This is a genomic window from Erwinia aphidicola, from assembly GCF_014773485.1.
Lineage (GTDB): Bacteria > Pseudomonadota > Gammaproteobacteria > Enterobacterales > Enterobacteriaceae > Erwinia > Erwinia aphidicola.
This window is the reverse complement of the sequence record NZ_JACXBP010000001.1, coordinates 831,278-846,530: the sequence shown is the minus strand read 5'-3', so window position 1 is coordinate 846,530 and position 15,253 is coordinate 831,278. Positions and strand designations below refer to the sequence as shown.

At 60.9% G+C, this 15,253-nt stretch carries 12 protein-coding genes; 8 read left to right on the top strand and 4 right to left on the bottom strand.

Features of this window, described 5'->3' with window-relative positions:
• The first annotated feature begins 27 nt into the window (after positions 1–27).
• Positions 28–3,624 carry an urea carboxylase gene (uca, locus tag ID864_RS03910; protein ID WP_191149435.1) on the top strand — a complete coding sequence of 1,199 codons (3,597 nt, stop codon included), beginning with the start codon at positions 28–30 and terminating at the stop codon, positions 3,622–3,624.
• Between the two features lie 44 nt (positions 3,625–3,668).
• On the opposite strand, the gene ID864_RS03905 is transcribed toward uca, so the two are convergent.
• From ID864_RS03905 to ID864_RS03895, 3 genes are all read right to left on the bottom strand, one after another.
• Complete coding sequence (locus ID864_RS03905; protein ID WP_048917976.1) at positions 3,669–4,685, bottom strand: lipoate--protein ligase A; 1,017 nt, start codon at positions 4,683–4,685, stop codon at positions 3,669–3,671.
• A 101-nt stretch (positions 4,686–4,786) separates the two neighbouring features.
• The gene (gene gap, locus ID864_RS03900; RefSeq protein WP_191149434.1) at positions 4,787–5,797 is read right to left on the bottom strand and encodes a type I glyceraldehyde-3-phosphate dehydrogenase; all 1,011 of its coding nucleotides are present in this window, start codon (positions 5,795–5,797) and stop codon (positions 4,787–4,789) included.
• Between the two features lie 77 nt (positions 5,798–5,874).
• Complete coding sequence (locus tag ID864_RS03895; protein ID WP_191149433.1) at positions 5,875–6,846, bottom strand: GlxA family transcriptional regulator; 972 nt, start codon at positions 6,844–6,846, stop codon at positions 5,875–5,877.
• Positions 6,847–7,257: 411 nt separating this feature from the next.
• Between ID864_RS03895 and ID864_RS03890 the strand changes: the two genes are divergently transcribed.
• From ID864_RS03890 to ID864_RS03860, 7 genes are all read left to right on the top strand, one after another.
• Positions 7,258–8,487 (top strand): SfnB family sulfur acquisition oxidoreductase, encoded by a 1,230-nt coding sequence (locus tag ID864_RS03890; RefSeq protein WP_048917973.1) that lies wholly within the window; start codon positions 7,258–7,260, stop codon positions 8,485–8,487.
• A 10-nt stretch (positions 8,488–8,497) separates the two neighbouring features.
• Entirely contained in the window at positions 8,498–9,706 is a 1,209-nt protein-coding gene (locus tag ID864_RS03885; protein WP_191149432.1) for an SfnB family sulfur acquisition oxidoreductase, read from the top strand.
• Positions 9,703–11,049 (top strand): LLM class flavin-dependent oxidoreductase, encoded by a 1,347-nt coding sequence (locus ID864_RS03880; protein ID WP_288497739.1) that lies wholly within the window; start codon positions 9,703–9,705, stop codon positions 11,047–11,049. The genes ID864_RS03885 and ID864_RS03880 overlap by 4 nt, the downstream gene beginning before the upstream one ends.
• A gap of 27 nt (positions 11,050–11,076) precedes the next feature.
• Entirely contained in the window at positions 11,077–11,871 is a 795-nt protein-coding gene (locus ID864_RS03875) for a MetQ/NlpA family ABC transporter substrate-binding protein (protein WP_062818536.1), read from the top strand.
• Between the two features lie 2 nt (positions 11,872–11,873).
• Positions 11,874–12,953, top strand: coding sequence for a methionine ABC transporter ATP-binding protein (locus ID864_RS03870; RefSeq protein WP_048917970.1), 1,080 nt, complete (start codon positions 11,874–11,876; stop codon positions 12,951–12,953).
• Positions 12,937–13,587: a methionine ABC transporter permease gene (locus ID864_RS03865; protein ID WP_048917969.1), complete on the top strand. Its 651-nt coding sequence runs from the start codon at positions 12,937–12,939 to the stop codon at positions 13,585–13,587. Before ID864_RS03870 ends, ID864_RS03865 begins: the two co-directional genes overlap by 17 nt.
• 322 nt (positions 13,588–13,909) lie before the next feature.
• Positions 13,910–14,320 (top strand): GNAT family N-acetyltransferase, encoded by a 411-nt coding sequence (locus ID864_RS03860; protein ID WP_230048468.1) that lies wholly within the window; start codon positions 13,910–13,912, stop codon positions 14,318–14,320.
• Here the strand turns inward: ID864_RS03860 and ID864_RS03855 are convergent.
• Positions 14,317–14,763, bottom strand: coding sequence for a VOC family protein (locus ID864_RS03855; protein WP_048917967.1), 447 nt, complete (start codon positions 14,761–14,763; stop codon positions 14,317–14,319). The genes ID864_RS03860 and ID864_RS03855 overlap by 4 nt on opposite strands.
• Positions 14,764–15,253 lie beyond the last annotated feature (490 nt).

Genomic DNA, 15,253 nt, shown 5'->3' with positions numbered 1-15,253 from the left:
CGGCCCGCCCTGGTGTGAGTCTGACCTATGTTTAAAAAATTGCTGATTGCTAACCGTGGCGCGATTGCGAGCCGGATCCTGCGCTCGCTGCGCGAAATGAACGTCAGCGGCGTGGCGGTGTTTGCCGAAGCCGATGCCAGTAGCCTGCACATCCGCGAGGCCGATGAAGCGGTCAGCCTTGGCGATGGCCCGGCGGCCAACACTTATCTGGTGGTGGAGAAGATCCTTGCGGCGGCACGCGCCAGCGCGGCAGACGCTATCCATCCCGGCTACGGTTTTCTCTCCGAAAACGCCGCCTTCGCCGAAGCCTGTGAATCCGCCGGCATCGCCTTTATCGGCCCGACGCCGCAGCAGCTGCGCCTCTTCGGCCTGAAGCACACCGCGCGTGCGCTGGCGAAACAGCATCAGGTACCGCTGCTGGAGGGAACGGAGCTGCTGGAGAGTGTTGGCGCTGCGCTGATGGCCGCCGAACAGGTCGGCTATCCGGTGATGCTGAAAAGCACCGCAGGCGGGGGCGGCATCGGCATGCGCGTTTGCTACAGCGCTGCTGAACTGAGCGAAGCGTTTGAAGCGGTTAAGCGCCTCGGACAGAATAACTTTAGTGATGCGGGCGTGTTTATCGAGAAGTTTATCGAGCGCGCCCGCCACCTTGAGGTGCAGATTTTTGGTGACGGCCAGGGCGAGGTGATTGCGCTCGGCGTGCGCGACTGCTCGGTGCAGCGCCGCAACCAGAAGGTGATTGAAGAGACGCCGGCAGCCAATCTGCCAGAGGGCATGGCCGATGCGCTCTGTGCCGCCGCCATCAAACTGGCGAAGGCGGTCAGCTACCGCAGCGCCGGAACCGTTGAGTTTGTCTACGACAGCGCCGCCGAACAGTTTTACTTCCTCGAGGTTAATACCCGTCTTCAGGTAGAGCACGGCGTCACCGAACAGGTATGGGGCGTGGATCTGGTGCGCTGGATGATCGCCCTTGCGGCGGGGGATTTGCCGCCGCTGGCAGAGCTTGGCGTGACACTGTCACCGCAGGGCCATGCGATTCAGGCGCGCGTTTACGCCGAAGACCCTGGCCGCCAGTTTCAACCGTCGCCCGGTCTGCTGACCGAGGTGTTTTTCCCACCCGCCGACGGCAAACGTCTGCGCATTGACCGCTGGGTAGAGTCCGGCTGTGAGATCCCGCCATTCTTCGACCCGCTGCTGGCGAAGGTTATTGCCTTTGCAGCCAGCCGCGAACAGGCGACAGCAGCGCTCAGCCAGGCTCTGGGAGAAACCCGCCTGTACGGCGTTGAGACTAACCGCCAGTACCTGCAGCAGATCCTCGCGTCGCAGCCGTTCACCAGCGGCTCGCCGTGGACGCGTTGCCTTGAGAAGCTGCACTACCGCGCCACCACCGTTGAGGTGCTGAGCGCCGGAACGCAAACCACCGTGCAGGACTTCCCGGGCCGCCTTGGCTACTGGGCGGTGGGCGTGCCGCCGTCCGGCCCGATGGACGACCGCGCTTTACGCCTGGGCAACCGCCTGCTGGATAACGACCCGACGGCGGCCGCGCTGGAGATCACCATGAGCGGCCCGACGCTGCGCTTCAATACGGCCAGCGTGGCGGTGGTGACGGGGGCGGCGATCCCGCTCACGCTTGACGGCCAGCCGCTGGCGATGAATCAGACCTTCGCGATCGCGGCAGGCAGCACCTTAACTTTCGGCACCATCGCTGGCCGCGGCGTGCGCAGCTATCTCTGCCTGCGCGGCGGGATCGCGGTGCCGGAGTACCTCGGCAGTAAAAGCACCTTTACCCTCGGGCAGTTCGGCGGCCATGCGGGGCGCGCGCTGCGTACGGGCGACGTGTTGCATCTGAGCGAACTGCGCGATGCCCGCGCCGGGGAGGCACTGCCTGACGCGCTGTGCAGCGATCTGCCAGCGCTGCGCGAGCTGCGGGTTATCTACGGCCCGCACGCTGCGCCAGAGTATTTCACTGCCGGCTACATTGAGACGTTTTTCGCCACCGAGTGGCAGGTGCATTTCAACTCCAGCCGCACCGGGGTGCGGCTGATTGGGCCAAAACCGCAGTGGGTGCGCGACAGCGGCGGCGAGGCCGGGCTGCACCCCTCGAATATCCACGATAATCCGTATGCGGTCGGCGCGGTGGATTTCACCGGGGATATGCCGGTGATCCTCGGGCGCGACGGCCCGAGCCTTGGCGGATTTGTCTGCCCGGTGACGGTGATTGAGGCCGATCTCTGGCAGGTCGGGCAGCTGAAAGCGGGCGATCGCCTGAAGTTTGTCGCGGTGGACGTGGCGACCGCCCGCCAGCTGGCCGCAGAGCGTGAGGCGGAGCTGCAGGCGCTGGCGCCGGTTGATTCCGTCTGGCAGCCTGTGCCGCTGAATTCCCCGGTGGTGCTGGAGTGCGGCACGGGTGATACGCAGCTGGTCGCGCGGCTGAGCGGTGATACCCATCTGCTGCTGGAGATTGGCGCGCCGGAGCTGAACCTGGTGCTGCGTTTTCGCGCTCATGCGCTAATGCAGGCGCTGGAGGCCATTAACCATCCGGCAGTCATCGACCTGACGCCCGGCATCCGCTCGCTGCAGGTTCACTATCGCCCTGAAGCGCTGCCGCTGAGCGAGCTGCTGGCAACGGTCGGTCGGCTGTGGCAAACGGTATGCGCGCAGCAGGATCTGCGCGTGCCGTCGCGCGTGGTTTACCTGCCGCTGTCGTGGGATGACCCCGCCTGCCAGCTGGCGATTGATAAATATATGACCACCGTGCGCCGCGATGCGCCCTGGTGCCCGAGTAACCTTGAGTTTATTCGCCGCATCAACGACCTGGCGGATATTGATGAGGTCTACAAAACGGTGTTTGCCGCCAGCTATCTGGTCATGGGGCTGGGCGATGTCTACCTTGGCGCTCCGGTCGCTACGCCGCTCGATCCGCGCCACCGGCTGGTCACCACCAAGTATAATCCGGCGCGCACCTGGACTGCGGAGAACTCGGTGGGGATCGGCGGGGCGTATCTGTGCGTTTATGGCATGGAGGGGCCGGGTGGCTATCAGTTTGTGGGGCGGACGCTGCAGATGTGGAACCGCTATCGTGAGGTCGCCGATTTCAACGGCAAACCTTGGCTGCTGCGCTTCTTCGACCAGATAAAGTTCTATCCGGTTTCCGCCGACGAGCTGCAGGTTATCCGCCGTGATTTTCCGCTGGGGCGCTATCCGCTGCGCATTGAGCACACCGAGCTGGCGCTGGCCGACTATCAGCAGTTTTTACAGCGCGAAAGTGGGGGCATTGAGGCATTTCGTACGCACCAGCAGTCGGCCTTTAACGCCGAGCGCGAGCGCTGGATCGCCAGCGGTCAGGCGCACTTCGACAGCCAGGAGGAGGCAAGCGCGGCGCCGGATGACGAGCCGCTGCAGGCCGGGCAGCAGGCGGTAGAGAGCGCGATTGCCGGCAATCTGTGGCAGGTGAAGTTCCAGCCGGGCGATGCGGTAAAGCAGGGCGACGTGCTGGTGATTATCGAGGCAATGAAGATGGAGATCCCGCTGCTGGCGCCTTGCGACGGTATTGTCAGCGAGGTGCGCGTCCAGCCCGGTTGCGCGGTGCGCGCCGGCCAGTGCGTGGTGGTGCTGGAAAGTTAACATTATCCTGCAAGGGGCGGACCTTCTTTTGCGGTCCGCCCGGTTTATCTAACGCTGCTGACCAGCCACGCCTGCAGCTGTGTCAACTCTGTCTGCTGGTTGGGAAACGCCGCTGTCAGCAACGCCACCTGCTGGCCGAGCGCCTGCGGTCGATACTCCACGCCGTGTAAATTCTGTGCCAGCTGCTCTAACGGCGCCGGGTTCAGGCTGTCGCTAAATATCTGGCAGCGGCTAATCTTGCCGCGCTCAACGTCAAAGTGGATCTCCACGCCGCCCCAGCTAAAACGCGTATCCAGCAGGTGCTGGAAGTGCGGAGCCTGACCAAAATTCCACTGCCAGCTGCTCTGCTTAGCAAACTGCTCTTTAAAGCCCGGCAGGTCGGGCAGTGCGCTCGGTGAAATAATCTCCGGCTGGCACTGCCCGGCAAAGTGGCTAAAGAATGCCTGCGTTACCGCGCCACAGATCTGCTCAAAGCTAATCCCGGGCACCAGCTCTTCCAGGTTCGCCACGCGCGAGCGCACCGAGGTAATGCCCTTGGCCTGCAGTTTTTTCACATCCGGGTTGAGGTAGTCTGCCAGCCGGGACAGGTCAGCATTAAGCAGGATGGTGCCGTGGTGGAAGCCGCGATCGTGGGTCTCATGATAGGCAGAGCCAGAAATTTTACGCAGCCCGTCGGCGGTATTCACCACCAGATCGTTGCGCCCTGATGCTTCCGCCGGAATACCCAGCGCGTTAAGCGCGTTGAGAATAATCGCCGTTGATACGCTTTTATCGTACTCCGGCTTGCCAGCCATAAAGGTAAAGCAGCAGTTGCCGAGGTCATGAAACACCGCGCCACCGCCGCTGCTGCGCCGCGCCAGGCGAATATTGTCCTCTTCCATTCTGCGCGTGTTGCACTCTTTCCACGGGTTCTGCGAGCGGCCAATCACCACGGTTTCGGCATTGCGCCACAGGAACAGTACGCGCTGGGTGGCGGGCATCTGGCGAAAAATGCACTCCTCGACCGCCAGGTTAAACCAGGGATCGTAAGAATCGGATAACAGCAAACGCAGTGTGGACATTAATGACTCCATGGAGTGTTCAGCGGCGCAGGCATCATACCACCATGAAGCTTAAGAAAAAAAAGAGCATCATTATGATGCTCTTAGTTATGCTGTTGGGGCTACAGGCCGCGCTGTTCCATCAGCAGCGCGAGGTCAACAAGGCGATTAGAGAAGCCCCATTCGTTGTCGTACCAGGCGAGGATTTTCACCATGTTGCCCCCAATCACCAGCGTTGAGAGGGCGTCAATTACCGAGGAACGCGCGTCGCCGCGATAGTCGCTGGAGACCAGCGGCTCCTCGCTGTAGCCGAGAATATCTTTGAGCGGGCCGGACTCCGCCGCCTGGCGGAATGCGGCATTGACTTCCTCCACCGTCACGTCACGATCCAGATTCACCGTCAGGTCAACGATCGACACCACCGGCACCGGGACGCGCAGCGAGTAGCCGGTCATGCGGCCATCAAGTTCCGGGATCACCTTGCCAATCGCCTTCGCAGCGCCGCTGGAATAGGGGACGATGGACTCGGCGGCGGCACGCGCGCCGCGCAGATCTTTCTCTGGCTGGTCGTGCAGGGCCTGGCTATTCGTGTAGGCGTGCGTGGTGTTCATCAGTCCGTGCTTAATGCCGAAGTGCTGATGCAGTACCTGCGCCGCCGGGGCCAGCCCATTGGTGGTACAGCTGCCGTTACTGACCACTTTATGCAGCGCCGGATCGTACTGCTGGTGGTTAACGCCCATTACGATAGTGAGGTCGTCGCCTTTTGCCGGGGCAGAGATGATCACCCGTTTGGCGCCGCCGTGGGTGATATGCACTTCGGCCTGCGCTTTATCGGTGAAGAAACCGGTAGCCTCGATCACGATATCCACTGCGGCGCTGCTCCACGGAATGGTCGCCGGGTCGCGCTGGGAAAAGACCTGAATACGTTGGCCGTCAACCCACAGTTCGCCGTCGCCCGCTTCCACAGGGACGGGCAGCGTGCCGGAGAGCGAGTCATATTTCAGCAGGTGGGCGAGGGTTTTACTGTCGGTGAGGTCGTTGATCGCCACTACCTGAAAATCACTGCGCCCAAGGGCGGCGCGCAGCACGTTACGTCCGATTCTGCCGAAGCCGTTAATACCGATGTTTACCATGGTGAACTCCTTATTATGAGTAATGAGTTCAGTCTGGACTGGCTTCTGAATGGCGTAAATGACAAATTTAGATCAATTTACGCCATTGTGCGCATGGCGAAGCGCTGACGGTATTCACCCGGCGTGAGGTGCAGATTGCGCTCCATCACCCGGCGCAGATTGAGCGCGCTGCCAAAGCCACACAGGCAGGCAATCTGTTCAACGCCGTCGCGGGTCTGCTCCAGCCGCTGACGTGCCGCGCTTAAACGCAGCTCCTCAACATACTTTGCCGGGCTGATGGCGGTTTCACGGGTAAATACCCGGGTGAAGTTGCGCGGGCTCATTGCCACCCGTTCTGCCAGGCTCTGCACCGACAGATCTGCTTTCAGGTTAGCCGCCATCCAGCTTTGCAGCCCGGCAATCGGGCCATCGGCGGCCTGGTTCAGCAGGTAGCGGCTGAACTGGGCCTGGCCGCCGGGGCGGCGCAGATACATCACCAGGTCCTGCGCTACGCAGCGCGCCAGGTCAAATCCGAGGTCGTCTTCCACCAGCGCCAGCGTAAGGTCAAAACCGGAGCTGACCCCGCCGGAGGTCCAGACCGTGCCATCCTGCACGTACAGCGGGCCATTTTGCACGCTGACGTTCGGGAAGCGGGTTTGCAGGGCCTCCATCAGCCGCCAGTGGGTGGTGGCACGCCGTCCTTCCAGCAGGCCCGCCTGCGCCAGCAGCATCGCGCCGCCGCACACGGATGTCACGCGCCCGGCGTGCGGTGCCGCCAGGCGCAGCCAGTCAGCTACCCCGGCATTTTCCTCCTCGGTTAATCCGCGCCCGGTCACCATTATGGTATCGCGCTGCTCACCCGGGTCGAGATCGAGCAGGCGCTGGTCGGCCAGCAGGTTCAGCCCGGACTGGCCGTGGATCACCCGGTGCGGCTGCGTGGTGGCCACGGTGATGTGATAAAAAGCGTCGGCGTGCGCGCGCTGGCGGTTAGCCTGCATCAGAATGTCGGCGACGCCTGCGGATTCAAACAGCATGCCCCCATCGGGGACGATAATCAGGAAAGTGTGCATGGCGGTAAATGTACGATGTATACAGATTAAGTCAATGGGGCGGTAGGGAAAATTAAGGGCCGACCAGAACAGCGGTCGGCCCCTGCGGTTGATGTGCCCGATGATTGTTACCCGTAGGGGCTGACCCTCTTTTTCGGTCAGCCCGTTTATATAAGGGCCGACCAGAACAGCGGTCGGCCCCTACGATTGATGTGTCGGACGGTTATTTCCGTAGGGGTTGACCTTCTTTTTCGGTCAACCCGATACAGTGAGTTCCCTTAGCTGAATATCAGCAATCAAACGCCATATTTGTCATAATTGTGGCGCTTTACTAATTATTATCGCTCTGATTATATTAATTAAATTCGACAAATCCTGTTGCTGATGGCCTGTGCCATCCGGCATCGCTTTGCCTGTTAATTAAGGGAAATCATGAGCCAGTCAGCGCAACAAACTGCGGCACTTACACGCCCAGAAAATCCTCCGGCCAGGGTGATCCTCAGCGATGAGCTGGCGCTCTGCGCCGCGCGTGCGGTGGCCGATCTGGCGCTGCGCGATGCCGCCACTCGTGACCGCGAACGCATCTACCCGCTGGAGGCGCTGGAGCTGTTCAGCCGCTCCGGCCTCGGCAGTATCTCCGTGCCGCGCGAATTCGGCGGCGGCGGGCTCTCTTACCGCACCGTGGCGGAAGTATTCCGCATTATTTCGGCCGCCGACCCGTCCCTCGGGCAGATCCCGCAGAACCACTTCGGACTGATTCAGTTCCTGCGCGATGAGGGTACCTTCGCACAGCAGCAGCGCCTGTTTTCTGCCGTAGTGCAGGGGCAGCGTTTAGGCAACGGTGGCCCGGAGAAGAACACCCGGCACACCCGGGACGTGCAGGCACGGCTGCGGCAGCGTGAAGGCGGGCTGCGGCTCTCCGGCAGTAAGTTCTACTCCACCGGTGCACTGTTCGCCGACATCATTGTTACCACCGCTATCGACGACAGCGGCCAGCCGGTGATGGCGTTTATGCCCCGCGATTCCGCCGGGCTGGAGATCGTTGATGACTGGTCCGGCATCGGGCAGCGCACCACCGCCAGCGGCACTATCCATCTGGATGAGGTGGCGGTGGAGGCTGCGCTGGTGATCCCCACGCCCGCCAGCGATAAACCGTCGCTGCGCGGCCCGGTATCGCAGCTGATCCAGGCGGCTATCGACGGCGGAATTGCCCGCGGCGCCTTTGATGAGGCCTGCGCCTTTGTGCGCCAGCATTCCCGGCCGTGGGTGGATGCCGGAGTGGAGCGCAACAGCGACGACCCGCACCTGCAGGCCGACGTCGGGCGCGTGTGGGTCGAGATTGCCGCGGCGGATGCGCTGCTGCGCCGGGCGGCACGCTTTCTCGATGAGGTCGACCCTGCCAGCCTGGATGCGGCCACGGCGGCGCGCGCCTCCATCGTGGTGGCGGAGGCCAAAGTGCTGACGACCCAGGCGGCGCTGAGGGCCAGTGAGAAGCTGCTGGAGTGGGGCGGCAGCCGCGCCACGCTCGCTGAGCATAACCTTGACCGCCACTGGCGCAATGCGCGCACCCATACGCTGCACGACCCGATCCGCTGGAAGTTTCACGCCATCGGCAACTACTACCTCAACGGTGTCTTTCCGGTGCGCCATGCCTGGATATAAGGAGCACGTCATGCCAACCAGTCAGGTTCAGGCCAAAAATCCCGCCAGCCGCATTCACAGTGCTGAGCAGGCTATCGAGGTTGCTCAGCAGCTGGCGCAGGAGTTTCGCAGCGGATCTTCACGCAGGGACCGCGAGCGCGAACTGCCGCACGCGCAGTTGCAGGCGCTGTTTGCCTCCGGGCTGGGCGCGATTACCGTACCGGCCGAATTCGGCGGCGCTGCGCTCTCTTCGGCGGTGCTGGCGCAGGCGATCGCCATTCTGAGTGAGGCCGATGCCGCGATTGGTCAGGTGCCGCAGAACCACTTTTATGCGCTGGAGGTACTGCGCGTCAACGGCAGCCCGGCGCAGCAGCAGCGTTTTTATCAGGAGGTGCTGGACGGCGTGCATCTCGGCAACGCGCTGGCGGAGTTCAGCTCGGCGGCGGCCCATCAGCGCTGTACGGCGGTGTTGCCGCAGGGTGCGGATTTACTGCTTAACGGCCAGAAGTTTTACGCCACCGGCGCGCTGTATGCTGACCGCATTCCCACTGCGGCGCGTGATGCCAGCGGCAGGGAACAGCTGGTATTTGTCCCGCGCTTTCAGCCTGGCGTCAGCGTGATCGACGACTGGTCCGGATTCGGGCAGCGTACCACCGGCAGCGGCACGGTCACCTTTGATCACGTCAGGGTCGACCCGCAGGATATCGTGCCGTTTCAGAGCGCCTTTGAGCGCCCGACCACCGTGGGGTCATTCGCGCAGATCATGCATGCCGCCATCGAACAGGGCATCGCCCGCGCCGCATTTAACGACATGCTGAACTTTATCAACAGCCGTGCGCGCCCGTGGCCCGATGCCGGGGTGGATCACGCCGCGCAGGATACGCTGACCATCGATCGCGTGGGCCAGATTGCGCCACGCCTGCAGGCCGGTGACGCCCTCCTGCAGGAGGCGGGTGAAGCGGTAGACGCCGCGCAGCGTAACCCGGATGCCGACAGCGTGGCGGCGGCCTCGATTGCCGTTGCCATCGTGCGCGCCTGGACCACCGAGCTGGCGCTGGAGGCATCCAACCTGCTGTTTGAGCTTTCCGGCACCCGCTCCGCGCTACGCGAGCATAACCTTGACCGACACTGGCGCAATGCCCGCACCCATACGCTGCACGACCCGGTGCGCTGGAAGTATCCGGCGATCGGCAACTATCTGTTAAACGGTGCGTTACCCGCCCGCAGGGGGACGCTGTGAGCAAAAAAATCCTGCTTAACGCCTTCAATATGAACTGCGTCGGGCATATCCATCACGGCATGTGGACCCATCCGCTTGACCGCTCCACCGAGTTTAACGACTTACGCTACTGGCTGGACCTGGCGCGTACCCTGGAGCGCGGCCTGTTTGACGGGCTGTTTATTGCCGATATCCTCGGCGTGTATGACGTCTATCAGCAGGGGATTACGCTGACCGCCAGCGAGTCGGTGCAGCTGCCGGTTAACGATCCGCTGATGCTGGTGTCGGCGATGGCCAGCGTCACCGAGCACCTCGGCTTCGGGCTGACCGCCAACCTGAGCTACGAGGCGCCATACCCGTTTGCCCGCCGTTTTTCCACCCTCGACCATCTCACTAATGGCCGCGTGGGCTGGAACATTGTTACCGGTTATCTCGACAGCGCCGCGCGGGCGATGGGGCAGCCGCAGCTGCTTGGCCACGACGAGCGCTACGACCAGGCGGACGAGTTTCTCGACGTCAGCTACCAGCTGTGGGAGGGCAGCTGGCAAGAGGGTGCAGTGCTCGCCGACCGCCAGCAGCGCCGCTACGCCGATGCGGCAAAAATTCATCCGGTGCGCCATCACGGTAAGTATTACCAGCTGGAGGGGTACCATCTCAGCTCCCCGTCACCGCAGCGCACGCCGCTGCTGTTTCAGGCCGGGAGTTCGGCACGCGGCGTGCAGTTTGCCGCCCGCCACGCGGAGTGTAGCTTTGTTAACGGCAGCACCCCGCAGGCGATGCGCACCCAGGTGGACACGCTGCGCCGCGCCGCGCGCGATGCCGGGCGTGAACCGGGTGATGTGAAGGTGTTTATGGGCGTGTCGGTGATTGTCGCGCCCACGGAAAAGGAGGCGCAGGAGAAGCATCAGGAGTACCTGCGCTATGCCAGCCCGGAAGCGGGGATTGCCCACTTCTCCAGCTCTATCGGCATCGATCTCGCCCGCTTCGGGCTGGATGAGCCGATCGACAGCGGCTCCGGGCGCGCCATCGAGTCGGTCAGCAAAACCTTCAGCGGCTGGACACGGCGGCGGCTGCTGGAGCAGCACGCCCTCGGTGGCCGCTATCCGCTGATTGTTGGCAGCCCGTCGCAGGTGGCCGACCAGCTTATTCACTGGCTGGATGAGGCGGATATCGACGGCTTTAACCTGACGCGCATCGTCAATCCGCAGAGCTATATCGATTTCATCGAGCTGGTCATACCGGAACTTCAGCAGCGCGGGCGTTATAAAACCGCCTATCAGCCCGGCACGCTGCGCCACAAACTCTTCCACCACGACCGCCTGCCGCTGCGCCATCCGGCCGCCCGGTGGCGTCGCGATCTTTGAACATCTGGGACATATAAAGGGGTCATCATGAAAATAATTAAAACACTGTTACTGACCGCGCTGCTCAGCGGAAATGCGCTGGCGGCCGATTACAGCGGGCCGCTCAAAGTCGGCACCACCTCGGCCTTCGCACCGCCACTGGAAACCGCCGTGGCAGAGGCAAAGAAACAGGGGCTGGCGGTGGAACTGATTGAGTTCAGCGACTGGACGGCGCCTAACGTCAGCGTCGAAAACGGCGATATCGACGTTAACCTGTTCCAGCATCAGCCGTTTCTTGATAACGCCAATCAGCAGGGCGGATTTCATCTGGTGAAGTACGCCCCGGCGATTATTAATAATGTCGGCCTGTACTCGAAAAAGCACAGCAGTCTCGATCAGATCCCTGACGGCGGCACGGTGGCGATTGCCAATGACCCCATCAACGGCGGGCGCGGCCTGCTGCTGCTGCAAAAGGCGAAGCTGATAACCCTAAAGCCCGGCGCGGGGCTGAAGTCTACCGTTGACGATATTGTGGCTAACCCGAAGCACCTGAAGATTATTGAAGTGGAAGCGGTGCAGCTGTCGCGCTCGCTGGAGGAGGTTGATCTCGCACAGGGCTATCCGCACTATCTGCGCGCCTCCGGCGTGATTGACCCGAATAACGCGCTGTTGTTTGACGGGCTGGAGCACCCGGAATATGTGATTCAGTTTGTTATCCGCGACGGGCACCAGGACGATCCGCGCCTGAAGAAGTTTGTTGATATCTATCAGCACTCCCCGGTGGTGCGCGCCAGCCTCGATAAGTTTTACGGCAAGCTCTATCAGCCTGGCTGGCAGCAGTAAGCATGGCGACGATGACGTGGGATGAGCTAACAGAAGCTGATGCCGTAAGCCCGGATGGCTCGACGCATGTGGCGATTCAGGGGTTGGTGAAACGCTATTCCGGCCAGCCGCTGGATGCGCTGCACGATATCAACCTGACGATCCCGCGCGGGGCTATCTACGGTATTATCGGGCGCAGCGGCGCGGGCAAGTCCTCGCTGATCCGCTGTCTTAACCGGCTGGAAACGCCCACGGCGGGGCGCGTGGTGGTGGATGGTGTCGATATTAACCGCCTGACTCAGCGTGAGCTGGTTGAATGGCGGCGCGGCACCGGCATGATATTCCAGCACTTCAACCTGCTGTCGGCGAAAAGCGTGCGTGAGAATATCGAGCTACCGCTGAAGGTGGCGGGCGTTTCTCCACCGCTGCGCAAAAAGCGGGTTGATGAGCTGCTGGCGCTGGTCGGGCTGGAAGAACGCCAGCACGCCTGGCCAGCGCAGCTTTCCGGCGGGCAGAAGCAGCGGGTAGGGATTGCCCGGGCGCTGGTGCATCAGCCGCAGCTGCTGCTGTGCGATGAAGCCACCTCGGCACTTGACCCGGAGACTACCGCCTCGATTCTGGCGTTGCTGCGCGAGATTAATCAGCGGCAGGGCATCACCATCGTGCTTATTACCCATGAGATGAATGTGATCCACGATCTGTGCCACCAGGTGGCGGTACTGGAGCAGGGCAAGGTGATAGAGCAGGGCCCGGTGTGGGCGGTGTATGGCGATCCGCAGCAGCCGACCACCCGCATCCTGCTCAATCCTCAGCATAGCGGTCTGCCGGAAGCGCTGCTGGCGCACCTGCATCGCGCTCCCCAGACGCAGAGTGACCAGCCGCTGCTGCGCCTGAGCTATACCGGTCAGGGGGCGGTGCCGCAGCTCGGGCTACTGGGTGAGGAGGTTATCCTGATCCAGAGTGCGCTGGAGTGGGTGCAGGGCCGACAGATTGGCCATATCGTATTGCAGGCGGCCAGACAGCCGCTGCCGTTTAATCCTGCCAGCATTCCGCAGACGCTGGCTGACCGCGTGGAGGTGCTGGGCTATGTCACTCCAGCTTGAACGTTTATGGCAGGGGCTGCTCGATACGCTGATGATGGTCGGAGCCTCCTCGTTGGCCGCGCTGCTGTTGGGGTTGCCGCTGGCGGTGATATTAGTGATTACCGATCGCAATAATCTCTTCGCCAATCCGCTGCTTAATCGCCTGTTGGGCTGGGTCGTCAACCTGTTCCGCTCGGTGCCATTTCTGATCCTGATGGTTGCGCTGATCCCCTTTACCCGACTGGTGGTGGGTACCTCCTATGGCGTGTGGGCCGCCGTTGTCCCACTGACGCTGGCTGCAACGCCGTTCTTTGCGCGTATTGCCGAGGTGAGCCTGCGCGAGGTGGATAAAGGGTTGGTGGAGGCGGCGCAGGCGATGGGCTTCCATCGGCGGCATATCATCTGGCATGTGCTGCTGGCAGAGGCGCGCCCGGGGATTGTCAGCGGATTTACCATTACGCTGGTCACCATGATTAATGCTTCGGCAATGGCGGGCGCGATTGGTGCGGGCGGGCTGGGGGATATTGCTTACCGCTACGGCTATCAGCGTTTTGACTCGCAGGTGATGCTCACGGTGATAATCGTGCTGGTGGCGCTGGTTACGGTATTACAGCTGTGCGGCGATCGGCTGTCGCGGCATTTAAATCATCGATAATGTGGTACTTTAGTTACAACGTACAGATATAACTATGAGTGTGTCATCTGTAACTACCGCGCTATCATTGAGGCTGCAGGCCGTTCAGGAGGACATTTTTAACGGTGCTACGTCAATCTTCCTGTATCACAGTACTGCAAAAACATCAGAATTCACGTAGCGCGATCTGTTTTATATTTTACTTTATATTCAATAGGATAGGAAGTTACGGAGTGTCGATGACCCTCTTTTGCTTCAAATGGATAAGGAGTGGGGAATAGTGCATAGTCAGACATTTAAGCTGAGGTCGTACCAACATTCTGACCTCGAAGGGGTGATTACGGTGTTTGAACGCGCTGTGTGCGAGACAGCCTCACACGATTATAATCCTGCACAGATTGCAGCCTGGGCACAGGTTGATCGGGAGTCCTGGCAAAAGCGGCTGCTCGACAGTCACTGCTGGGTTGCCAGCATCGAGGATAAGATAGTGGGTTTTGGCAACGTAGAGTTTGATGGTCATCTCGATCTGATGTTCACCCATCCGGAGTATCTGCGCACCGGGGTGGCCAGTGCGCTGTTGGAAAAACTGGAGTACGCCGTTATTGCCATGGCGTTGCCGGAGATATTTACTGAGGCCAGCGTCACGGCTGAGCCATTTTTCAGCAGGCGAGGGTACCAACTGCTCGCAGCACAACAGGTGCAGGTGCGTGGCCAGAACTTTATCAACTACCGCATGAGTAAATCACTGCTTTAGCCGGTCGATGACGACAGGCGCGCGGTGATAACTTCCATGCCGATCTGCTGACCATATGACAGCTCCAGCGTATTGCCATCAGGATCCGCAAAGAAAGCCCAGTAGCCAACCGGTGCAGCAGATTGCTGCGCTGCACGGCGCAAAACGCCTTCCTGCTCAGCCAGTTTGACCTTGGCATCGATCTCCTCGCGGCTACCGCAGGCCACGCCAATATGACCGAAGGGTCCCAGCGGTGTGTCATTACTGATTTCTGACTGCACCAGCACCAGCGCGAACGGCCGCGTCAGGTCAGACAGCCACGCCACTTTTTGTGCTTCAGCAATCCCGGGTTCACGCTGATGAATAATCTGCATGCCTGCGTAACGCTGATAAAATTCGACGCTTTTCGACAGGTCTTTCACCTGTAAAGCCAGATGACTAAATCCAACATCATTGTCTGACATGAGCCGTTCCTGTGGGTGATGAGTGAATGCATCATGACACAGGCAAAAGGTGGCAGTTGATCGTGAGTGCGTTTTACAGGCAACGCTACGTAAATCCTGGCGTGGGAGAGCCCACACAATTTCGTAGAATTCACGTAGCGCTGCCTGAATTGACATCCGTAAGAGCAGGGCAATGAGGCTGGTCAGAAAGCCCTGACGGATTAACTACCTGATATCTTATTTAACATAATATACATTATACGCACCGATAACGTCAGTCCCAAGCGATAACGTCAGTCCCAAGCGATAACGTCTTGTTCTAGCAAAGTTAAAATGTCGTACTCCGGTTAGCCTGTTCTTATTCAGGCAGCCAGGATTATCACTATTAGGTTGGTCACCATGTCGCCCTGCAACGGCGATCCTGCCGCTGCTTTGGGGAGTTCTTAACCGCCTTGCGGTGATCCAGGCCTTTGATGAAAAAATGCCTGCGACGTCGTGATGCTGCTTCACC